Genomic DNA, 21954 nt, shown 5'->3' with positions numbered 1-21954 from the left:
CTATCCGCCAGTGGGAAAGCCGGGCCGGTCAGCCGCGGCCGAGGAAGTACTCCAGGATGTGCAGGTGGTCTTCGAACAGCTGCGGGCCCATGTCCAGTGCTTCACTCACCGGTATCCAGCGTGCCTTGTCGGCATCGTCGCCACCGCGCACCGGCGGCAGCTCGCCGGCCGGAAACTCGAAGTGGAAACCGTGGGTGATGGTGCGGCCACGCTGGCTGCGGTCCGGGTGGTCGAACACCTGCTGGCCCTTCAGCGACCCCTTCAACACCGGCAACGGAATCTTCAGCCGGGTTTCCTCGCGCAGTTCGCGCAGGCAGCTGTCGAGCAGGCTCTGTTCCTGGCCGACGAAGCCGCCGGGCAATGCCCACAGCCCCTTGCCGGGTTCCGAGCGGCGACGCACCAACAGCACGTGGCCCGAATGCACCACCACCGCATCGGTGGTGACGAAGGTGGGCGCGTAGGGCGCATCCTTCCAGGCGGCCTTGTACTGTTCGATGAAGCGGTACTCGGCCACCAGCTGGCCATACGCAGGCGCGCTTTTGCGGAACGCTTCGAGCATGTCGTACACCGGCGCCGGCACATTGCCCCGCAGCATCAGCAGCGCGCCGTGGAAGTCGACGTCGCCGGCCTCGAACAGGTAGCGCCGCAGCTCGGTGGCCGACAGGGTGGCGGTGTGCTGCACGTCCACCAGCGGCCACTGCGGGAACTCGCGCAGGTAGTAGCTGGACGCATCCTTGTCCATGCCGATCAGGCCCACCCTGGCATCGGCGGCGGCACCGTCGTTGCGCAGGGCGTCAGCCACCTGGCGCTGCACGTTGGCGATCCATTGTGCTTCGTTGTACAGGTGGTCACGCAGCGGGCGGATCAGCAGACGGTCGGTGTGGCCGTCGAGGGCCGCCTGGATCATCACGGCGCGTTCGGCCACGGTCCAGGGATTGCGCAGGCTGCGGGGGGTATCGGCAGAGCCGACCAGGAAGATCAGCTTGCGGGCCCGGCTCAGGGCCAGGCGGGCAACGGCGGCGTGGCCGTTGTGGAAGGGCTCGAATCGCCCGATGAAGACGAGATAGTCGAATTCCATGAGAATCCCTCATGTCGTTGTGGCAGCCGCGGGTCTGTCCCTTGGCTTGCTGCAGATGCTACGCCGATGGCGGGGCGGGTCAAGCCTGCAGCCGTGCTTTCTGCTGAACGGCGCATTGCGTGCGCGGACTGCGCCGTTGTTCTCAGGCCCTGAGAAGCCCCTGCGCCATACTGCAACCCACGCGGCGGACGGCATGCTCGGGGGCAAGACAGTGGCGGACAAGTACTGCGATCTGGTCATGAAAGGCGGCATCACCAGCGGCATCGTGTACCCCAATGCGGTACTGGCGCTGGCCCGCGAGTATCGCTTCAAGAGCATCGGCGGCACTTCAGCCGGCGCCATTGCGGCAGCGGTGGCGGCTGCAGCGGCCTGCGGCGATCGCCGCCAGCAGGCCGGCGAGCAGCTGCCCGGCGATGCAGGCTATGGCGGGCTGTCGGCGGTGTCGGCACAGCTGTCCCGGCGCGGCTTCATCTACAGCCTGTTCCAGCCGGCGCGCGGCGCGCGCGCGGCCTATCGGCTGCTGGTGGTGCTGACCGGCAATGCCCGCCTGCCGCACAAACTGCTGTGCCTGGCCGTTGCGGTATTCGAGATCGCGCCGCTGGAAGTGCTGGTGTCGCTGGCGCTGCTGCTCGGCCTGGGTTGGTGGGGCGGTGGCTGGAGCGGCGTGGCCGCCACGCTGCTGCCATCACTGCTGTGCGCCTACGGTGCGGGTGTGGCCGGTGCCGCGCTGCGGGTCGCGCGGGTGGCGCGTCGCAACCTGCTGGGCCTGTGCAGCGGCCTCAGCCGCGATCCACGCAGGCCGGCGCTGACCGAGTGGTTGCATGAATGCCTGCAGCAGCTGTCGGGCAAGCCGCTGGATGCACCGTTGACCTTCGCCGACCTGCACGATGCGCCGCGCTACGCCGGTGAGCCGGACAGCCCGCATGCGATCAGCCTGCAGATGATCACCACCTGCATCTCACACAATGAGCCGCGCACGCTGCCGCTGGGCGGTGCGCAGTTCTGGTTCCTGCGCGAGGAGTTCGAGCAGCTGTTCCCCGCCAGCGTGGTGCAGTGGCTGGTGAGCCAGGCCGGCCCGCCGCTGGAGGTGGAAGGGCGGCAGTACTACCACCTGCCACAGGGCCCGAAGCTGCCGGTGCTGGTGGCCACGCGCATGAGCCTGAGCTTCCCGCTGCTGATCAGCGCGGTGCCGCTGCATGAACCCTCACGCCGCGAACGACGCTGCGAACCGACCGCCCCTGCGGCCGACCAGGAGCACAACGTTGCCGACAGCATGGAAGGGCTGACCAGTGCCGGGCAGACCTGCGGCCCGGTGATCACCGCCTTCCGCATCTGCTGGTTCTCCGATGGCGGCATCAGCAGCAACTTCCCGATCCATCTGTTCGATGCCGCCCTGCCGCGCTGGCCGACCTTCGCCATCAACCTGGTCTATCCACAGCACGCCGAAGCGGTGAGCCAGGGCAGCGGCGGCCGCCAGGCGCTGGAACATGCGGTGTTCCTGCCCACCGAAAACCGCCACGGCTGGCAACGGCATTACCAGTCCATCGCCACGCCACTGGCCGCAGCCGAACTGGGGCGCTTCCTCTTCGCCGTCGTGGCGACCATGCAGAACTGGCGCGACCTGCTGCAGGCGCGCGCACCGGGTTATCGCGACCGCATCGTGCACGTCAGCCTGCAGGGCGACGAAGGCGGCATGAACCTGGACATGCCGCAGGAGGTACTCTCCCGCATCGCCGACAAGGGCAGCCTGGCCGGTGCGCGCTTCTGTTCGTTCTCGTTCGAGAACCACTACTGGATCCGCTGGCGCAACCTGGCCTCGGCCTACCAGCGCTACACGCTGGAAGTGGCGCGCACCGATGATCCGGCGCAGCAGGTGCTGGCCTACCGCGCGGCGTACGCGATGGTCGCCAGCGGTCAGCCGACGCCACCGTCGTACAAGCTGGGCTCGGAAGACAAACGGCTGGCCTCGCAGCAGTTGTGGGGCTTGATGGTCGAGCAGGGCCGCACCTGGGAGGACCTCGGCCCGGACCTTACCGACGGCGCACCGCGTCCGCTGCCGCAGATGAAGGTGACCCCGATCTACTGACCCGATCCTGCGGTCGAATCGGGGTCAGATCCGTTTCCGCAGGAAAACGGATCTGACCCCGCAGTGGTTGCTGCTCTTGCCGGCCAGCGGCCGGCGCTACCACGGGTGCAGGGCGCGGCCCTGCCAAACCCGCCCTATCGCCCCGGCAACTGCGCGAACGCGCGCTGCATGCAGTCCTCGCGCGGGCACACCCGGCACCCCGGGCCGATCGATACCGAATTGCCCGGGCTCTGCACATCCAGCCCCAGTGAATACACCAGGCGTTCGGCATGCTGCAGGTCGCAGCCCAGCGCCACCGCGAAGGTCTTGCGCGGTTGGCCATGGCCGACCGGGCCACTGCTGACCTGCCGCGCCAGCCAGAAATGACGGCGGCCATCGGGCATGCGCGCGGTCTGGGTGAGGATGCGCCCGGGTTGGTTGAACGCCTCGTAGACGATCCACAGCGGGCACGATCCACCCACCTGCGAGAAGTGGAAATCGGTGGCCGAATGGCGCTTTGAGACGTTGCCGGCGCGGTCCACGCGGATGAAGAAGAACGGCAGGCCGGGCGCGCTGCGCCGTGCCAGCGTGCTCAGCCGGTGGCAGACCGCTTCGAAGCCGACGCCGAACTGGTGCGCCAGCAGTTCGATGTCGTAGCTGCTGGTTTCGGCTGCACGCAGGAAGCGCATGTACGGCATCACCAGCGCACCGGCGAAATAGTTGGAGAGACCGATCCGCGCCTGCGCGATGCGTGCCTCATCGGTGAACCCGGCGCGCGCCACCACCGCATCGATCTGCGGCAGGTAGCCGTGCAGGGCCAGCTCGGCCGCCATCTGGAACGCCTGCTGTCCGGGCTCCAGGTAATCGGGCAGCCACAGCCGCCGCGCACCGGCATCGTAGTGCCGCTTTTCGCGCCCGGCCTGCAGTGCGGCCACTTCCACCAGCACGCCATGGCGGTCGGCCAGCAGCTGGCGCAGCCGCGGTGCCACATGCCCGGGCGACAGCCCCCATTCGGCGAACAGCTGCTCGGCCAGCTCGTCCAGCTCGGGAATGTGGTTGTGCATGCGGTTGAAGAACTCGCGCACCTGGTCACCGGCGGGCAGGGTGCTGCCGGCGCCGGGCTCGCCCAGCTGGAACTCCAGTGCGGCCGCGTGCTCGCGCAGCGCCAGGTGACGACGGTGCAGGTCCAACAGCGCGCGGCTGACCTGCGGCAGGTTGCCGGCCAGGGCGCGCAGTTCGGTCGCGCTGACCTCGGCCAGGCCCAGATCGCGCAGGGTTTCGCCCAGCGCCTCCTGCAGGGCGGCGGGCTCATCGTCATCGAACAGCGAGGAAACGTCGCCCAGCACCTCTCCCAGCTTCTTCTGCACCGCCGGTGTCAGTGGGCGCTTGTTGCGCTCGATCTGGTTCAGGTAGCTGGCCGACAGCCCCAGCGCACGCGCCAGATCGGCCTGGCTGTAGCCGCGCTGCTCGCGCAGCCGCAGCAGGCGCAGGCCGAGTTGCCGCTGGGGAGCTGAATAATTCACAGAATTAACAGGAATCGTGGGGCGCATTGGCCAGATTAAGCGGATTCAGCCCGGAAATCGAGCCGGGTGCTGTGAATAATGCCAAGCATCTTTCGCACCCTGTGGGATTGTCGTCATGACTGTTGCAGCGCCCCGTATCCGCATGCTGATCGATGGCCAGTTCGTTGAATCGGCCACTTCCCACTGGCAGGACGTGATCAATCCGGCCACCCAGGACGTGCTGGCCCAGGTGCCGTTCGCCACCACCGGCGAAGTGGACGCCGCCGTCGCCGCCGCCAAGGAAGCCTTCAAGACCTGGCGCAAGACCCCGATCGGCACCCGCGCGCGCATTTTCCTGAAGTACCAGCAGCTGATCCGCGAAAACATGAGTGAGCTGGCCCACATCCTCACCGCCGAACAGGGCAAGACCCTGCCGGACGCCGAAGGTGATGTGTTCCGCGGCCTGGAAGTGGTCGAGCACGCCGCCGCCATCGGCAACCTGCAGTTGGGCGAGCTGGCCAACAACGTGGCCAATGGCGTGGACACCTACACGATCATGCAGCCGCTGGGCGTGTGCGCTGGCATCACCCCGTTCAACTTCCCGGCGATGATCCCGCTGTGGATGTTCCCGATGGCGATTGCAACGGGCAACACCTTCATCCTCAAGCCGTCCGAGCAGGACCCGATGGTCACCATGCGCCTGGTCGAGCTTGCCCTGGAAGCCGGCATTCCGAAGGGCGTGCTGAACGTCGTCCACGGCGGCGAGGAAGTGGTCAACGCGATCTGCGACCACCCGGACATCAAGGCCGTGTCGTTCGTCGGGTCCACCCGCGTCGGCACACACGTCTACAACCGCGCCTCGCTGGCCGGCAAGCGCGTGCAGTGCATGATGGGCGCCAAGAACCACGCCGTGGTGCTGCCGGACGCCAACAAGGAACAGACCCTCAACGCAATGGTCGGTGCCGCCTTCGGTGCCGCTGGCCAGCGCTGCATGGCGGCTTCCACGCTGGTGCTGGTCGGTGAAGCGCGCAACTGGGTGCAGGACCTGGTGGCCAAGGCCCAGACCCTGAAGGTCAGCGCCGGCACCGTGTCCGGTACCGACGTCGGCCCGGTCATCTCCTGCAGCGCCCGCGAGCGCGTGGAAGGCCTGATCGCCTCGGGCGTGGAGCAGGGCGCCAAGCTGGTGCTCGATGGCCGCAAGCCGCAGGTCGATGGCTTCGAGAAGGGCAACTTCGTTGGCCCGACCATCTTTGCCGGTGTCACCACCGACATGCGCATCTACCAGGAAGAGATCTTCGGGCCGGTGCTGGTCATCCTCGAAGCGGAAACGCTGGAAGAGGCCATCGCGATGGTCAACAGCAACCCGAACGGCAACGGCACCGCACTGTTCACCCAGTCCGGCGCTGCCGCGCGCAAGTTCCAGGAGGACATCGACGTCGGCCAGGTCGGCATCAACGTGCCGATCCCGGTGCCGGTGCCGCTGTTCTCGTTCACCGGTTCGCGCGCCTCCAAGCTGGGTGACCTGGGCCCGTATGGCAAGCAGGTGGTGCTGTTCTACACCCAGACCAAGACGGTCACCGCGCGCTGGTTCGATGACGAGACGCTGAGCCACGGCGTCAACACCACGATCAGCCTGAAGTAACGGCAGGAGCAGCCATGAGCCACTCGATGACGACGGAACTGGAAGAAGCGCAGCAGGCGTACCGCGAGGCGGCGCGCGACTTCGCACAGGCCGAACTGGCGCCGCACGCCGCGCGATGGGATGCGGAGGGCATCTTTCCGCGCGAGGCGATCGCCAAGGCCGGTGAACTGGGCTTCTGCGGTCTGTACATGGACCCGGAAGTGGGCGGCAGCGGCCTGAGCCGACTGGACGCCGCCGTCGTCATCGAGGAGCTCGCCAACGTCGATCCGTCGACCGCTGCGTACATCAGCATCCACAACATGGCCTCGTGGATGGTGTCCAGGTGGGGCCAGCCGGCCCTGCGCGATGCGTGGGGCACCGACCTGTCCTCGGGCAGCAAGCTGGCCTCGTACTGCCTGACCGAACCGGGTGCGGGTTCCGATGCGGCGTCGCTGAAGACCACCGCCGTGCGCGATGGCGACTTCTACGTGCTGAACGGCTCCAAGGCCTTCATTTCCGGCGCCGGTGCCACCGAGCTGCTGGTGGTGATGGCGCGTACCGGCGGTGCCGGTGCCGGCGGTGTCAGCGCCATTGCGGTGCCGGCGGACCTGCCGGGCATCAGCTTCGGCCGCAAGGAAGAGAAGATGGGCTGGAACAGCCAGCCCACCCGTGGCATCACCTTCGAGAACGTCCGCGTGCCGGTCAGCCACCTTCTGGGAGAGGAAGGCGGCGGCTTCAAGCTGGCCATGAAGGGGCTGGACGGCGGCCGCATCAACATCGCCGCCTGCTCGCTGGGTGCCGCACAGGGTGCACTGGATGCTGCGCGCCGCTACATGGGCGAGCGCCGCCAGTTCGGCAAGGCGCTGGCCGAGTTCCAGGCGCTGCAGTTCAAGCTGGCCGACATGGTCACCCAGCTGGTGGCTGCACGGCAGATGGTGCACACCGCGGCACGCAAGCTCGATGCCGGTGCCAGCGATGCCAACGTGTGGTGCGCGATGGCCAAGCGCTTCGCCACCGATGCCGGTTTCAACGTCTGCAATGAAGCGCTGCAGATCCACGGGGGCTACGGCTACATCCGCGAATACCCGATCGAGCGCCTGCTGCGTGACTGCCGCGTGCACCAGATCCTGGAAGGCACCAACGAGATCATGCGGGTGATCGTTGCCCGTCACCTGCTCAACACCGAAGAGGAACTGCGATGAAGGATTGGCGTACCCAGGAGCACGTGGGCCTGAAGGTGGAGGTGGATGGCCACACCGCCGTGGTCACCCTGAACAACCCGCCGGCGCATACCTGGACCGTGCACAGCCTGTCGGCGCTGCGCGACCTGGTCGGCGCGCTCAACGCAGACCGCGACATCTACGCGCTGGTGATCACCGGTGACGGCGAGAAATTCTTCTCCGCCGGTGCCGACCTCAACCAGTTCGCCTCCGGCGACAAGGCCGCTGCACGTGAGGCCGCGCGCCGCTTCGGTGAAGCCTTCGAAGCGCTGTCCGGTTTCCGTGGCGTGTCGATCGCCGCGATCAACGGCTACGCCATGGGCGGTGGCCTGGAGTGCGCGCTGGCCTGCGACCTGCGCATCATTGAAGACCATGCCCAGGTCGCGCTGCCGGAGGCCACCGTCGGCCTGCTGCCGTGTGCCGGCGGTACCCAGAACCTGCCGCGCCTGGTCGGCGAGGGCTGGGCCAAGCGCATGATCCTGCTGGGTGAGCGCATCAATGCCGAGACCGCGCTGCGCATTGGCCTGGCCGAAGAAAAGGTCGGCAAGGGCGAAGCCAAGGCGCTGGCGCTGGAATGGGCGAAGAAGGCCGGCAAGCAGAGCCCGACCAGCATCGCCGCCTGCAAGACCCTGGTGCAGTCCACCCGCACCGGCACCCACGCCTCGGCGCTGGTGGCCGAGCGCGAAGCCTTCGTCGACCTGTTCGACACCGCCGACCAGGTCGAGGGCGTGACTGCCTTCCTGGAAAAGCGCGCCGCGCAGTGGAAGAACGCATGAGCACGGATACCGCTGCCGACGACGCACCGGTGCTGTTCGAAGAGCGCGTGGCTGGCAACGGCACGCGCATCGGCATCGCCACGCTCAATGCGCCGCGTACGCTCAACGGTTTCTCGCTGCCGATGGCGCACCTGCTGCTGAAGCAGCTCGACGCCTGGGCCGACGACGATGGCATCGCCATGGTGGTGCTGCAGGGCGCCGGCGAAAAGGCGTTCTGTGCTGGTGGCGACCTGCACAGCCTGTACAAGGCCATGGTCGCCTTCCGTGAGGCCGGCCACAGCGACATCCGCCAGAACGCCTATGCCGCCGAGTTCTTCGACGTCGAATACCGCGTCGATTACCTCATCCACACCTACACCAAGCCGATCCTGTGCTGGGGCCACGGCATCGTGATGGGCGGCGGCATCGGCCTGATGTCCGGCGCCAGCCACCGTGTGGTCAGCGAACGCTCCAAGCTGGCCTTCCCGGAAATCACCGTCGGCCTGTTCCCCGATGTCGGTGGCAGTTGGCTGCTGTCGCGCGTGCCGGGCAACGGTGGCCTGTTCCTGGCCCTGACCGGCGCACTGCTCAACCCGGGCGATGCCATCTACGCCGGCCTGGCCGACGTGCACGTGGCCGAAGAACGCCGCAGCGCGGTGTTCGATGCGCTGCTGCAGGTGGCCTGGTCCAATGACACCGCACACAACCACGAACGCCTGACCCATCTGCTGCAGTCGCATGCCAGCGATGCCGCCACCGGTCCACTGCTGGCCCACGCGGCGCAGGTCGATGCGTTGTGCGAAGGCGATGACCTTGAAGCCATCGTGGCGCGCATTGCCGGCCTGCAGACCGACGACGCCTGGTTGCAGGCGGCTCAGAAGACCCTTGCTGCCGGTGCACCGGGTTCGGCACGGTTGGCGTACGAACTGCAGCGCCGCAGTGCCGGCCAGGACCTGGCCGCGATCTATCGCCTGGAGTACATCGTCGCCCTGCATTGCGCCGCCCATGGTGATTTCGCCGAAGGCATCCGCGCGCTGCTGGTCGACAAGGACCGCAATCCGCAGTGGAACCCGGCCACCCTGGCCGAGGCCACTGGCGCGTGGGCAGACACCTTCTTCGCTTCCCCCTGGGCCGACGCCGCGCATCCGCTGGCCGACCTGGGCACTCCCCTTGTTGAAAGGAGCCTTGCATGAGCCGCATTGCATTCATCGGGTTGGGCAACATGGGTGGCCCGATGGCCGCCAATCTGGTCAAGAACGGCCACAGCGTGCGCGTGTTCGATCTGGTTCCGGCCGCGGTGCAGGCCGCTGTCGACGCCGGCGCCAGCGCTGCATCGTCGGCGCGCGACACCCTGGCCGATGCCGAAGTGGTGATCTCGATGCTGCCGGCCAGCCGTCATGTCGAAGGCGTGTACCTGGGCGACGACGGCATTCTTGCCGCGATCCCGGCCGGTGCACTGGTCATCGACTGCAGCACGATCGCCCCGGCCAGTGCCCGCAAGGTCTCGGAAGCGGCCGCCGCGCGTGGCCTGCAGATGATCGACGCGCCGGTGTCCGGCGGTACCGCCGGCGCCCAGGCCGGCACCCTGACCTTCATCGTCGGCGGCGAGGAAGACGCGCTGGAACGCGCACGCCCGGTGCTGCAGGCGATGGGCAAGAACATCTTCCACGTCGGCGCCAGCGGCGCTGGCCAGGTCGCCAAGCTGTGCAACAACATGGCGCTGGGCGTGATCATGGCGGTGACCGGTGAAGCCATCGCACTGGGCGTGGCGCACGGGCTGGACCCCAAGGTGCTGTCGCAGATGATGGCGGTCAGCACCGGCCGCAGCTGGGCCACCGAAGTGTGCAACCCGTGGCCGGGCGTGCTGGAGAATGCGCCGGCCTCGCGTGGCTACAGCGGCGGTTTCGGCAGTGATCTGATGCTGAAGGACATGGGCCTGGCGGTGGAAGCGGCGATGAGTGTCGGCGCTTCGATTCCGCTGGGCGAAGTGGCCCGCAATCTCTACTCGATGAACCACCAGGCCGGCCGCGGCAAGCTGGATTTCTCCAGCGTCGTGCAGCTCATCACCAGCGACCAGTAACTGGTCGCTGGTCCGCGCATTCCACCTTATCCCCGCGCCGTTGGCGCGCCCCCTTGAACAACAAGGGGGCTCTTCTCCAGAAGGATGGATGCGCGCCGCAGCGAATGCGTCCCCGGCCACGTGCTGGGGCCCACCCGAGGTGGGATGGGCGGATGCCCGGTTTCGACCGGCATCCGCCCATTTTTTTGCACCGCGCGCGGGTAGTGCCGGCCGCTGGCCGGCAGCACCGCATCAGGCAACAATCAGCGTCACGTCGATGTTGCCGCGGGTGGCGTTGGAGTACGGGCACACGATGTGCGCCTTCTGCACCAGTTCTTCCACCTGCTCGCGCGGCACGCCCGGCACGTTGATGGTCAGCTCGGCCTCGATGCCGAAGCCGGTCGGGATCTGGCCGATGCCGACCTTGCCGGTGACGGTGGTGTCGGCCGGCAGCGCGACCTTGGCCTGGCCGGCCACGAACTTCAGCGCGCCCAAGAAGCAGGCCGAGTAGCCAGCGGCGAACAGCTGTTCCGGGTTGGTGCCCGGGCCGCCGGCACCACCCAGCTCGCGCGGGGTCGACAGCTGGATGTCCAGCACGTTGTCGGACGAGACGGAACGGCCTTCACGGCCGCCGGTGGAGGTGGCCTGGGCGGTATACAGAACCTTTTCGATGGACATCGGGATGCTCCTGGTCAGTGGGTGGGTACTGCTATGGAGCCTACTTTGCCCGGTTTCTGCGTACGTTGGGTTGCAGTCCGTACGAAAAACTTGATTGATCGTCCTGTTGGCCTAGATCGTCCACTCGCGGTCGGTGGTGAACATGATGGTCAGCCAGCGGTCCGGCGAGGCCTCGCCCAGCGCATCGCCGATCTCGTCGCGCAGCTGGTCCCATTCCAGCAGGGGCCGCGGCGGGTCGTCCTCGCGTACCACGAAGAACAACTCGATCTGCTCGCCACGCCCCACCTGGGCGACGTAGCTGCGATGCTCGACGAAGCCATGCTTGGCCACGATCGCGCGTGCCACCGCGTCCACGTGCGCCTGCAGTTCCGGCGGGGTGACCAGCAGGATGCCGGCCAGCGCCCGGCGCACCGTCCCGAGCGGGGCGATCATCACCAGCACGCAGACGAAGGCAAGGATGGCCGGGTCGATGTACGGCCCGACCCAGGCCAGCGAGGTGCCGCGCACCAGTACGCCGCCAAGGAAGGCCAGCAGGTAGCAGGCCGACATGCTGGCGGCGATCACCCAGTTCTTCGCGTCCAGCGCGATGAACTCCGAACCGATGCGGCGGTTGGCGCGCAGCACGAACCAGGCCAGCGCACCTTCGCCGATGATCGACAACCCGGCGAAGGCGATGGCTGGGCCGAGTGCGATGTGGCGGCCGCCGGACATCAGCGCATCCACCGCATTGACCAGCGCATACAGTGCCGCGCCGATCATCAGCGTGCCGCTCACCCCCAGCACGATGGGCTCCAGGTGCCAGAAGCCCATGGTGAAGCGCTGGTTGAGCCGCGACTGCAGCGCGTCGGTGCTGGTGGACAGTGCGATCAGACGCGCGACCAGCAGTGACAGCCACGTCATCACCACATCGATCAGGCCGTAGATGCCATCGAAGATGATAAGCGAGGAATTGGCCAGAAGACCAAATACCACCGCAGCGGCAGCCAGCAGCAATGAGCCTGCGATGGACAGGCGCAGCACGCCTTGTTCGGTACGCGCATCGAAGAAGCGTTCGGGGGTGGCAGGCATGCGGGAATCCAGCGGGAAATGGGCTGCGGAAGCAGCGCGTTGCCATTCTATCCAGCCTGCGGCACGTCGCCATGACCACGCCCGCACAGCGCCAGGAAAAGTCACCAGACTGGTAACCGTTTGCGGATTGACGGGTGCACACCCGAAGCGTATCGTTTGTACCACGATGACATAGAAGCCTCCGGTGACCCCGGGGGCTTCTTTCGTTTGCGCCGTCGCGCGCTGCGAGGTCACCGCCACCGGCCCTGACGTCCCCGTCGCAGCCGTTCTGTTTTCCGCCCCGATCCTGCCTTTCCCGCGCCGTCCTGGTGATCGCGTGGGGCGCCGCCGTGCGCGCAGGATCGGGGCACTCCACATCCATCAACGAAGGAGGATTCGATGCCCCTGCTGACCCTTGAGCAGTGCCGCGCGCACTGCCGTATCGACGGCGATTTTGACGACGCCATCCTGGGTGACCTGCTGGCCGCAGCCAGCGACGCAGCCGCGGCCTACCTGGGCCGCGAGCTGTACGCCGACCAGGCCGCGCTGGACCAGGCGCTGGACCAGCTGCCGCAGGACATGGCGGCGGCGGTGACCGGGCATGAAGCCGCGGTTGCCGCCGCCAATGCCGAGACCAACGCGGCCAAGGCCAAGGCCATGCGTGATGTGGCCGATCGCCGCCTGGCCGTGGCGACCGCGCGCAGTGCGCGCCTGCTGCAGGGTATGCCGGTCAACGACAGCATCCGTGCAGCGGTGCGCCTGTTGCTGGGCCACCTGTACGCCCATCGCGAAGCCGTGGTCGTCTCTGCGCAGACGTTCGATGCACCGGCAGGCGCCGCTGCCATCGCAATGGAGCTGCCGTTCGGCGTGGCCGCGCTGCTTGATCCGTACCGATCGGCAGCAACGCCATGAACGCCGGCCACTTCAATCGCCGCATCCGCATCGAGCGCCAGGACGGCCAGCTCGATGCGTGGGGGCAGCCGCTGGACGCCTGGCAGCCGGTGGCAGAACTGTGGGCCGCCATCATCGCCGACCGCGCAGACAGCGTGCAGCGGCTGACGCTGGAAAGCCGCCTGCCGGCAACGATCCGGCGCCAGCGCTTCCATGTCCGATTGGCAGCCGCACGACAGGCAGGCATCCAGGCCGGCATGCGCATCGTGCATGACGGTCGTGTTTTCAACATCACCGGCGTTGCGCCCGACTTCAGCCGGCGCCAGACCACGGTGCTGCTCACCGAACAGTCTTCAGGCATCGCCTGAGCGACGCCAACCAGGACACCGCGATGAGTTACGAAGCACAGCTGCACGCGCTGCTGGCCCCGCTGCTGCAGGGCCGGCTGTATCCCGACCTTCCGCCGGAACCGGTCATCTATCCGTGTGCCGTCTACCAGCAGATGGGTGGACAGTCCGTGTGGTTCAACGAAGGTTCCATTCCCGAACAGAAGCACGCTCGCGTGCAGCTGACCGTCTGGGCAGACAGCCGCGCCCAGGCCAACACCCTGATCCGCAACATCGAGGATCAGGTATGCGCAGGATTGCCGACCGCCGAATCGTTCGGCGCTGCAATTGCCGTGCATGAGCCGATGCTGCACAAGTACGGCGCGCGGCTCGATTTCGGCCTGTGGTACGTCGACCCGTAAACCGCATCACCCGTGCAACACCCCAGCCCGGCATTCGCCGGGCTTTTTTTTATCCAACGAGGAAATACACCATGGCACTCAAGCTTCCCAAGGGCACCCAGTTCGGCTTCGCACCGGTCGTCTCCACCGCGATCGCTACCAGCGCGATCTCCAAGGCTGCGCCGGCGCTGGCCAGCGTTGCCGCCAACAGCGTCGACACCGGCGATGTGGTGGTCATTGAACTGCCGGGCTGGCCGGCCCTGAACAACCGCGCCACCCGCGCCGGTGCTGAAGCCACCGGCAGCGTTGAACTGCTGGGCATCGACACCACCGATACCGTGCTGTTCCCCGGTACCAGCGGTGCCGGTGTACTGCGCAAGGCGGGCGCCTTCGTCGACCTGGACCAGCAGGGCGACCCGACCACCGCCGGTGGCGAGCAGCAGTACTGGAGCGGCACGCTGCTCGAAGACCCGACCGGTCGCCAGGTGCAGATGCCGACCTTCAAGAACGCCAAGACCATCACCCTGCCGCTGTTCTACGATCCGAAGAAGCCGTGGTATTCGGCACTGAAGAACGCTGACGCCAAGGGCGAGCCGGTGATCCTGCGGGCCAAGCTGGTCGGCGGCGACGTGCTGTACTGGTACGGCTACCTGAGCTACAACGGCGACCCGACCATGGCCGCCAACACCCCGATGGGCACCACCGCGACCTTCACCGCGCTGGCAGACTCCATCCTGGTCGAGGGCGCCTGATGTTCCAGGTCAAGGCGCCGGAGAGCTTCAAGAGCACCCTGACCATCGTCGGTCACGGCCGCGAGCAGAAGCTCAACCTGACCTACCGGCACCTGTCGGTAGCCGACTACGCCAGCCTGCTGGAGCGTCTGGGCGATGACACGTTGAGCGTGGCCCAGGCCATCCTGGACATCGTGGTGGACTGGGATGCCGATGTGGCGCTGGACACCGCCGGCGTCGAGCTGGCGCTGCAGCAGCAGGCCGGCCTGGATGGCGCCATCATCGGTGGCTACACCCAGGCCCTGCAGGTCGCACGCAAGGGAAACTGATCGAGGCGGTGGGGGCCCTGTACTGGCGGGCCCCCACCGAGTCCGAGCTGATGAAGCTTGGATTGAAGGCAAAGCACTTTCCACCACCGCAGGTCGAGCTGTGGCCGGAGTGCGTGCTTCCCATCGAACTTTTTTCGCGGGTTGCCACCCAGTGGCGCGTCGGCGCAGGTGGCCCGATCGGGCTGGATTACAACGTGGTCTACCGGGAGCTGGAGCGCGAAGCGCTCGACGGCGACCAGCATGACGAGGTGATGGCGGCCATCCGCATCATCGAACGCGCTGCCTTGGAGCAGATGCAACAGGAATGAGCCGGCCATCGCGGCAATGCCGATGGCCGATCCCGGCTCCGCCGAAGCGGAGCCGACTCTCCCGAGGAACACTCAATGAGCACTACATCGCCTGGCAGCACACGGACCACCGTGGAGGCCAGCAACGCATTGGAAACGGCCATGCAGGCAGCAAGGCGCGGCATGACCGAGATGACCGGCACCACACAGGAGTTCCAGCGGCAGCTGGAGAAGATCAACACGGTGCAGCAGGCCTTCAATGCCGTGCTGACCACCAGCGCATCATTGGTCACCGCACTGTCCACGCAGCTGACCGCCCTGAACACGCAGCTGCAGGCGGCGGCGAAGGCAGGAACAACCGCAGCGGGCGCGGACGCCGGCAAGGCTGCAAAGAAGGAAGAGAAGGCCCAACAGGACGACAAGGGCTTGGCAGGCATCCGCAAGGGCCTGGGCGGCGCGCTCGGCGACTATATCGGCAAGACCGAAAACACCGCCACGGCTGCCAAGAAAGCCTTCGACAAAGCATTCACCGGCGCCGACGAAGCGTTGAGGAGCTTCGTGACCACCGGCAAGTCCAAGTACAAGGAACTGGCCCAGTCCATCCTGTCCGACCTCAAGATGATCGCCGCACAGCAGGCACTGGTCTGGGGGGCGAGGAAGATCGCCGGCTTGATGGGGGTCGACCTGACGCCCAAGGATGCAGCGACGGACGCGGCGGCGGTGGCTGCAGGCGTGGCGACTGCCAAGGACGCCAAGGCCGGTGATGCCAAGGCGGGCGAAACCAAGGACGCCAAGGACACCAAGGGCACCACAGGACTTTCGGGGTTCCGCAAGGGCTTCGGCAGCGCGCTCGGCGAGTACATGGAAAAGACCGAGAACTCCGCCAAGTCCACCCAGGATGCCTTTTCCAAGGCGTTCACCGGCGCAGAGGCGGCACTGCAGAGCTTCGTGAAGACGGGCAAGTCCAACTACAAGGATCTGGCCAAGTCGATCATCGCCGATCTAAAGATGATCGCCATCCAACAGGCAATCGTCTGGGGCGTCAAAAAGATCGCGGGCCTGTTCGGATATGGCACGGGGGTGGAGGCCAACGCCAACGGTGGCGTCTACCAGTCGCCGAGCCTGTCGGCCTATTCCGGCGGTGTCTACAACACTCCGCAGCTGTTCGCCTTCGCCAAGGGCGCCGGCGTGTTCGGCGAAGCGGGACCGGAAGCGATCATGCCGCTGCGGCGCGGGCCGGACGGCCGCCTGGGTGTGGCCGCGCACGGTGGCGGGGGTGGTGGCGGAGTGGGAGTCAGCATCCGCATCGACAACAACGGTGGCAAGGAAGTCACCACCAACGAAAGCATGCTGCAGCAGTTCGGCAACGAAATCGGCCAGTTCGTGGAACGCAAGTACCGCGAGCTGCAGAGTCGTGACCTGAAGGCAGGTGGTGTGCTCAGCAGGAGTGCCATGCAATGACCGACACCTTCACCTGGCCGGCAACCAGCCAGAGTACTGGAACCACCACCGCCGCAGTGAAGCGCGCGAAGTTCGGAGATGGCTATGCGCAGGCCGCTGCCGATGGCCTGAACGCCACTTCACGCAGTTACCAGCTGCAGTTCGTCGGCAACCGCAAAACGATCAACGAGATCGTGACCTTCCTGGATGGTCATGCCGGCCGCAGCTTCCTGTGGAAAGGGCCACTGGGGCAGGGGCTGTACATGTGTGATTCCTACACCGACAGCCATCTCGGCGGCCAGGTATCGACCATCACCGCCACCTTCGAGCAGACCTTCCACGCGTAGGCATGAGCATGGATCTTCAACGGATCGACCTGGATACCATCCAGCCCAACGGAAAGCGTGGGGAGACCCAGCGGCCGGCCTTCACCAAGATCAACCAGAACTTCCAGCAGGTTGGCCAGGCAGTCGACGGCCTGCCCGGGCAGCTCGCCGATACCATGATGCGCGCGCCGGCACGGCGCAATCGCCTGATCAATGGCAATTTCGACATCTGGCAGCGCGGCAGCAGCTTCGGCATCTCCGGGAACTACACAGCCGACCGATGGTTCCTGCAGATGGGCAACGTCGAAGACGCCGTGTTCAAGCGCAATCCCGCAGCGGCAGGCGACAACAACTTCCCGTTCAGCACCTTCACGTTGTCGGTCAGTTCGAGTGGCAATACGGATGGCACAAACCACTTCTTTGTCTTCGAGCAGCGCGTGGAAGACGTCCGCAACTTCGCGGGCGTGGAGAGCACCGTTTCGTTCCTGGTGTTCAACGCCGGCGCCGCCGGGCGGAAGATCGCCCTTGAATTCGCCCAGACCTTTGGCGCGGGGGGAAGCACGCCTGTGCTGGGAATCGCGCCGGAGGTGGTCGAGCTGGCCTCCGGCCTGAACCGGATCCGCAGGACGGTGACCCTGCCTTCCATCTCAGGGAAGGCACTGTCCGGTGACGGTGCGGCCGTGGTCTGCATATGGGTAACGGCGGGCACGCAGTTCGCCAGCCGCACCGCAGGACTGGGCGCGCAACAGGGCCAGCTGTACTTCGGAGAGTTCCAGTGGGAGGCGGGCCCGCTCGCGACGCCGTTCGAGTGGAGGCCGAAGGGGGAAGAGCTGCGGCTGTGCCAACGCTACTACCAGGTGGATGCCACTGGCGTGCCGTTCGACGGTGGATCGCGCTTCAACGCTGGCGTGGGCCTGATTCGGGGCGACAACGCGGTGTACCTCACCTACCGATTCAATCAGCGAATGCGGTCGGTACCCGCGGTCGCCTTCTCGAACCCATCGCAATGGCGGCTGCTCACGGGAGACGGTGCAACCAGCCTGACAGCGCTCAGTGCGGCGGAAGTTACGTCGACCCGCATGACCATCATCGGTGCGCTGAACACTGCCGCAGCGGGTCAGGCCGGCATCCTGCAGAGCGGAGATTCGGCAGCGGAGGGCACTGGATTGACCATGGATGCCGAAATCTGAGGTCCGCGGGAGGGCTGGAGAGCGTTCCTTCGCAACCGAAACCATCAAGGAAACAGCACAAATGCCACGAAAGATCATCGACCTCGATTCCGTTCAACCGAACGGAAAGCGGGGTGAAACACAGCGCCCGGCGTTTACCAAGATCAACGAGAATTTCGCCGAGGTCTACGACGCGTTGACCGAGGTCGCGAAGATCCCGGAAACCGTGGCGAATGCCATCACCGAGCGCGTTCCAGGCAGGAATCTGCTCATCAATGGCGCCCTGCAGTTCTGGCAACGCCGTACATCTGGTCGTGTCGGCACTGGGTCGGGGACGCTGGGCGCGGAAGTGTTCTTCGCCGACCGTTTCACGAACTCGGCGCTGGTCTGCAACCACGACGTGCAGCGCGTGGCGTACGACGGGCAGGCCGGATTTCCGGAAGACACACGGTCGATTCTGGTCTGCACCGTATCCGATGCCATCGCCAGAAGTGGCGCCTGGATGGGGCAGAAGATCGAGGGTGTCCGCAGTGCAAGTGGAGACATCACGATCTCGGTATGGGCGAACTCTGATGCGCCCGGTCGCAGTGTGGGCGTGCGTGTCATCCAGGATTTCGGAACCGGAGGCTCACCCTCGCCGCAGGTGGTGCTGGAAGCCGGTGTGCTCACACTGGGCACCACCGCCAAACGTCACAGCATCACGGTGACGTTGCCGAGTACCCGGGGAAAGGTGCTCGGCAGCAACGGCAACGACCACCTCTACGTAGTGTTCGACCTGTGCGGTGCTGGTCAGAAGGGCGAGCTGGTGGCACAGAACGGCTCGTTCGGCTTTACCCAGTTCCAGGTCGAATCGGGCCGCGCAGCGACATGCTTCGACTGGCGGCCGCCAGGTGTGGAACTGGCGTTGTGCCAGCGCTACTACGAGAAGAGCTACAACCTCGACATCGTACCCAACACGGCGCACAACGAAGGGCGCGAGGCATTCTCGATCAACTCACCGGGAATGGCGCATTACCAGAGCGTGCGATTCCAGACGGCAAAGCGTGCCCATCCCTACGTGATGATCATCTCGGCCGACAACATCCAGCAGGATGGACACATCGCGGAAGACAACATCTCCCGCGTGCCCTGCCTGGTCAACTACGCCTCGCCTTCCGGGTACGAAGTCAGCTGGACCAACAATCCAGGCCGCTGGGGCGGCTGGTGGCATTGGTGGGCCGACGCCGAGCTTTGATGGGGCGCCCGCAGGGAACAGGACGACAGCAATGACGAGAAAAATCATCGACCTCGATTCCGTTCAGCCGAACGGAATGCGGGGCGAAACCCAGCGCCCGGCGTTTACCAAGATCAACGACAACTTCGCCGAAGTGTATGGCGCGCTGGATTCGCTGGAAAGCGCATTGCAGAGCGCGGCTCCAGGCAGGAACCGCCTGATCAACGGCAACTTCGATTTCTGGCAGCGGGCCACCACTGGCACCACCCAAGGCGGCGAGATCTATGTGGCCGATCGTTGGACCGTGGCAGCGCTGAGCTGCACGCATACCGCAAATCGCGGGGCCAATCTTCCTGCCGGCGGAGCCGCGCCGGAATCGCGCCGTTTCCTCAACAGCGTTGTCTCCAAGGTCAGTGCTGGCAGCAGCGCCTATGTCGCACAGAAGGTCGAAGGGGTCGCCACGCTGTCCGACGGCGAAGTGGTGGTTTCCGGCTTCGCCTATGGCCCGCCAGGGAAACGCATCGGTGTTCGTCTCATCCAGCACTTTGGCACCGGTGGTTCGCCGTCCGCCGCGGTCAGCGTAGAGCTGGGAACCGTGGCGGTCACCGCCGCATCCTGGACCTATTTCCAGCTCAGTGCGCGACTGCCATCGGTGAAGGGGAAGACGCTGGGCAGCAATGCCGACAGCGATTTCCTGTGGCTGGTGGTGGATCTGTGCGCCGATGCCTATGGCGGTGTCATCTCCGGTCAGAGCGGAGAGTTCGGCCTTGCGATGATGCAGCTGGAGCGCGGCGACAGGGCAACGGCATTCGACCTGCGCCCGCTGGCCCACGAGCTGCAGCTGTGCCAGCGCTACTACGAGAAGAGCTACAACCTGGATGTGCCGCCTGGCACGGCCGATGGCATCGGACGCGACAACCAGTTCTACGACCGCAGTGTCGGCGTTGGCAGCACCTCGCAAATCCGGTGTCGCGTCCCCAAGCGGGCCATCCCAGCCTACACGGTCTACAGCGATGTGAACGGGCAGGCAGGGCGCATATCCGGCGCAAGCGGCGGCATCGGCACGGTGACATCCATCGTATATGCCGGCCAGTCCGGCGCACAGGTCAATTACCAATCCGCCGCAGGCAACTGGGGCTCCTCCTTCCATTGGACCGCCGACGCGGAGCTATGACATGTATCAACTGACCGAAGAGATCGACACCATCAAGTGCCTGCAGACCGGCGCCTTCATTCCACGTGGCCACCGTCTGTGGAATGACTATGAAGCCTGGTGTACGGCAGGCAATGAGCCGGAGCCGGTACCGCCGCTGTTCGTACCCGGCTCGGCGCAGTTCCATCGCTTCATCCGCGGAAAGGCGTGGGAGTGGATGGCCCAGTGTGCCCGCGATCGCGGCTATGACAGCATCGAGAGTTGCTGCAGCTACGCGGGCAGTGCGGTGCCGCGCTATGCGCAGGACGCCATCGCCATGATTGCCTGGCGCGACGGGGTCAACCTCGCATTGGAGACTATTGAGTCCACCGCCGAGGAGACCGCGCCGGACTGGCGGCAGGTCCAGGCGCAACTGCCGCAGCCGGATGCATTCGGCTGGCCTGCCGAGCAGGCGCCGGAAATCATCGGCGGCTGAGGAGGACGACGCATGGCACGACGCACAATCGACCTTGATACCGTGCAGCCGAACGGAAAGCGGGGTGAGACGCAACGGCCGGCCTTCACCAAGGTCAATGAGAACTTCGCCGATCTCTACACGGATCTGGATGAACTCGAAACCACGGTGCAGGATCTCCGGCGCAGGCAGAACGGCCGGAACCGGCTGATCAACGGTGACTTCAGGTTCTGGCAACGGGGCAGCAGCCGCACTGTGGTGTCGCCTCTGGCGGTGTATGTTCCCGATCGCTTCCAGGTGGTATGCACCGGGGCGGGGCAGGTCGCGGTGTCACGCCGCAGCTTCGATGCCCCGGCATTCGGGGTCACGGGATTCATGAACTGCGATCTCACCGGATCGACGGCCGCGACCGAGGCGTTCGTCACCCAGCCGGTGGAAGGCGTGCAGACGCTGGCGGGAAGTACCGTGACGCTGAGCATGCAGGCATGGGCCGCGACGCCGGGCTGCCGCATCGGCGTTCGCTTCATCCAGACGTTTGGTACCAATGGGTCTCCGGATGTGACGGTCCGGGCAGGCGTCCAGGAGATCGGCACCGCGGCCGCGCTCAGGTACTTCACCGTCGAGTTGCCATCCATTGCTGGCAAGACCGTGGGAGCCAACAGCAAGCTGCACGTCATCGTCGACTTTGCGACACCCGGTGGTTATGGCGGACAGCTTGTCGGCCAGTCTGGGTCCTTCTCGCTGACCTGCATGCAGTTGGAGAAGGGGGCGACACCTACCGACTACGACATGCGTGATGACGCAACCGAGTTGATGCTGTGCCAGCGGTACTACGAGAAGAGCTTCCCGCTGGAACAGGCACCGCAGCTTGGCATGCCGTCACCGCAGGGCGTCGCCGCCGCGTTCCAGGCAGGCCTGGCGCGCAGTGAGCAGATCTCCTTCAAGGTCGCCAAACGCACTGTGCCCGCACTCACGCTCTACTCCAATAGTGAAGTGGCGCCGGCCCTCGGCTACTGGTCGTTGTTCAACGGCAACGGGTGGTCACGCGGAATGGCTGTCCCGCTGTTCCTTCGTCCCGATGGATTCACGCTTCAGCTTGATTTCGGTTCTGGCCTGACGCCGTTCTATGCCTATCTGGTGGGCGGCAACTGGGCGGCTGACGCCGAGATCTGACCTTGGCCGTCAACACCGGCGCACGCAGCGAGGACT

23 protein-coding genes are annotated in these 21954 nt (G+C 66.0%); 19 read left to right on the top strand and 4 right to left on the bottom strand.

From position 1 onward, the window contains the following. Nucleotides 1-28: 28 nt before the first annotated feature. Nucleotides 29-1078, bottom strand: coding sequence for a bifunctional nicotinamide-nucleotide adenylyltransferase/Nudix hydroxylase (locus AC5P53_RS18065; protein WP_014645588.1), 1050 nt, complete (start codon nt 1076-1078; stop codon nt 29-31). 193 nt (nt 1079-1271) lie between these two features. Between AC5P53_RS18065 and AC5P53_RS18060 the strand changes: the two genes are divergently transcribed. Then, nucleotides 1272-3164, top strand: a complete 1893-nt coding sequence (locus AC5P53_RS18060) for a patatin-like phospholipase family protein (protein ID WP_053494644.1) — start codon at nt 1272-1274, stop codon at nt 3162-3164. 134 nt (nt 3165-3298) lie between these two features. On the opposite strand, the gene AC5P53_RS18055 is transcribed toward AC5P53_RS18060, so the two are convergent. Then, a complete protein-coding gene (locus tag AC5P53_RS18055; RefSeq protein ID WP_181454198.1) occupies nt 3299-4693 on the bottom strand; it encodes a helix-turn-helix domain-containing protein in 1395 nt (464 codons plus the stop codon). Between the two features lie 88 nt (nt 4694-4781). Here AC5P53_RS18055 and AC5P53_RS18050 point away from each other — a divergent pair, with 88 nt between their 5' ends. From AC5P53_RS18050 to mmsB, 5 genes are read left to right on the top strand one after another with little or no spacing between them, the layout of a single operon-like run. Next, a complete protein-coding gene (locus AC5P53_RS18050) occupies nt 4782-6287 on the top strand; it encodes a CoA-acylating methylmalonate-semialdehyde dehydrogenase (RefSeq protein WP_014645591.1) in 1506 nt (501 codons plus the stop codon). Between the two features lie 14 nt (nt 6288-6301). Next, nucleotides 6302-7468, top strand: coding sequence for an acyl-CoA dehydrogenase family protein (locus AC5P53_RS18045; RefSeq protein WP_014645592.1), 1167 nt, complete (start codon nt 6302-6304; stop codon nt 7466-7468). Next, on the top strand, nt 7465-8262 hold the full coding sequence (locus AC5P53_RS18040) for an enoyl-CoA hydratase (RefSeq protein WP_005407685.1): 798 nt from the start codon (nt 7465-7467) through the stop codon (nt 8260-8262). Before AC5P53_RS18045 ends, AC5P53_RS18040 begins: the two co-directional genes overlap by 4 nt. Continuing rightward, the gene (locus tag AC5P53_RS18035; protein ID WP_197605541.1) at nt 8259-9434 is read left to right on the top strand and encodes an enoyl-CoA hydratase/isomerase family protein; all 1176 of its coding nucleotides are present in this window, start codon (nt 8259-8261) and stop codon (nt 9432-9434) included. The genes AC5P53_RS18040 and AC5P53_RS18035 overlap by 4 nt, the downstream gene beginning before the upstream one ends. Next, nucleotides 9431-10321: a 3-hydroxyisobutyrate dehydrogenase gene (gene mmsB, locus AC5P53_RS18030; RefSeq protein ID WP_032962101.1), complete on the top strand. Its 891-nt coding sequence runs from the start codon at nt 9431-9433 to the stop codon at nt 10319-10321. Before AC5P53_RS18035 ends, mmsB begins: the two co-directional genes overlap by 4 nt. Before the next feature lie 231 nt (nt 10322-10552). On the opposite strand, the gene AC5P53_RS18025 is transcribed toward mmsB, so the two are convergent. Together AC5P53_RS18025 and AC5P53_RS18020 are read right to left on the bottom strand one after the other, a co-directional pair. Then, the gene (locus AC5P53_RS18025) at nt 10553-10978 is read right to left on the bottom strand and encodes an organic hydroperoxide resistance protein (RefSeq protein ID WP_004153735.1); all 426 of its coding nucleotides are present in this window, start codon (nt 10976-10978) and stop codon (nt 10553-10555) included. Nucleotides 10979-11089: 111 nt separating this feature from the next. Beyond that, the gene (locus tag AC5P53_RS18020; RefSeq protein ID WP_032956286.1) at nt 11090-12046 is read right to left on the bottom strand and encodes a cation diffusion facilitator family transporter; all 957 of its coding nucleotides are present in this window, start codon (nt 12044-12046) and stop codon (nt 11090-11092) included. Between the two features lie 378 nt (nt 12047-12424). Here AC5P53_RS18020 and AC5P53_RS18015 point away from each other — a divergent pair, with 378 nt between their 5' ends. From AC5P53_RS18015 to AC5P53_RS17955, 13 genes are all read left to right on the top strand, one after another. Next, complete coding sequence (locus AC5P53_RS18015; RefSeq protein WP_014645595.1) at nt 12425-12937, top strand: head-tail connector protein; 513 nt, start codon at nt 12425-12427, stop codon at nt 12935-12937. Further along, the gene (locus AC5P53_RS18010) at nt 12934-13284 is read left to right on the top strand and encodes a head-tail adaptor protein (RefSeq protein ID WP_049441813.1); all 351 of its coding nucleotides are present in this window, start codon (nt 12934-12936) and stop codon (nt 13282-13284) included. The genes AC5P53_RS18015 and AC5P53_RS18010 overlap by 4 nt, the downstream gene beginning before the upstream one ends. Before the next feature lie 23 nt (nt 13285-13307). Further along, the gene (gene gp17, locus AC5P53_RS18005; RefSeq protein WP_014645597.1) at nt 13308-13664 is read left to right on the top strand and encodes a tail completion protein gp17; all 357 of its coding nucleotides are present in this window, start codon (nt 13308-13310) and stop codon (nt 13662-13664) included. 71 nt (nt 13665-13735) lie between these two features. After that, entirely contained in the window at nt 13736-14395 is a 660-nt protein-coding gene (locus AC5P53_RS18000; protein WP_014645598.1) for a phage tail protein, read from the top strand. After that, nucleotides 14395-14703: a phage tail assembly chaperone gene (locus tag AC5P53_RS17995; RefSeq protein ID WP_014645599.1), complete on the top strand. Its 309-nt coding sequence runs from the start codon at nt 14395-14397 to the stop codon at nt 14701-14703. The genes AC5P53_RS18000 and AC5P53_RS17995 overlap by 1 nt, the downstream gene beginning before the upstream one ends. Before the next feature lie 50 nt (nt 14704-14753). After that, nucleotides 14754-15011 (top strand): DUF1799 domain-containing protein, encoded by a 258-nt coding sequence (locus AC5P53_RS17990; protein ID WP_014645600.1) that lies wholly within the window; start codon nt 14754-14756, stop codon nt 15009-15011. A 222-nt stretch (nt 15012-15233) separates the two neighbouring features. Then, on the top strand, nt 15234-16451 hold the full coding sequence (locus tag AC5P53_RS17985) for a phage tail tape measure C-terminal domain-containing protein (RefSeq protein ID WP_241887686.1): 1218 nt from the start codon (nt 15234-15236) through the stop codon (nt 16449-16451). Then, nucleotides 16448-16777: a phage tail protein gene (locus tag AC5P53_RS17980; RefSeq protein ID WP_049441818.1), complete on the top strand. Its 330-nt coding sequence runs from the start codon at nt 16448-16450 to the stop codon at nt 16775-16777. Before AC5P53_RS17985 ends, AC5P53_RS17980 begins: the two co-directional genes overlap by 4 nt. 2 nt (nt 16778-16779) lie before the next feature. After that, nucleotides 16780-17946, top strand: a complete 1167-nt coding sequence (locus tag AC5P53_RS17975) for a hypothetical protein (RefSeq protein ID WP_069118138.1) — start codon at nt 16780-16782, stop codon at nt 17944-17946. Nucleotides 17947-18007: 61 nt separating this feature from the next. Next, nucleotides 18008-19159, top strand: a complete 1152-nt coding sequence (locus AC5P53_RS17970) for a hypothetical protein (RefSeq protein ID WP_241887684.1) — start codon at nt 18008-18010, stop codon at nt 19157-19159. A gap of 31 nt (nt 19160-19190) precedes the next feature. Then, nucleotides 19191-20312: a hypothetical protein gene (locus tag AC5P53_RS17965; protein ID WP_140222781.1), complete on the top strand. Its 1122-nt coding sequence runs from the start codon at nt 19191-19193 to the stop codon at nt 20310-20312. Between the two features lies 1 nt (nt 20313). Next, the gene (locus tag AC5P53_RS17960) at nt 20314-20766 is read left to right on the top strand and encodes a hypothetical protein (RefSeq protein ID WP_111206525.1); all 453 of its coding nucleotides are present in this window, start codon (nt 20314-20316) and stop codon (nt 20764-20766) included. A 12-nt stretch (nt 20767-20778) separates the two neighbouring features. Then, nucleotides 20779-21918, top strand: a complete 1140-nt coding sequence (locus tag AC5P53_RS17955; protein ID WP_053494634.1) for a hypothetical protein — start codon at nt 20779-20781, stop codon at nt 21916-21918. Nucleotides 21919-21954: the final 36 nt, after the last annotated feature.

The sequence above is a fragment of the Stenotrophomonas sp. YJH_SMC_82 genome, assembly GCF_059368875.1.
Note: the sequence above shows the minus strand (reverse complement) of the source record. Positions and strands in the feature narration are given on the sequence as shown.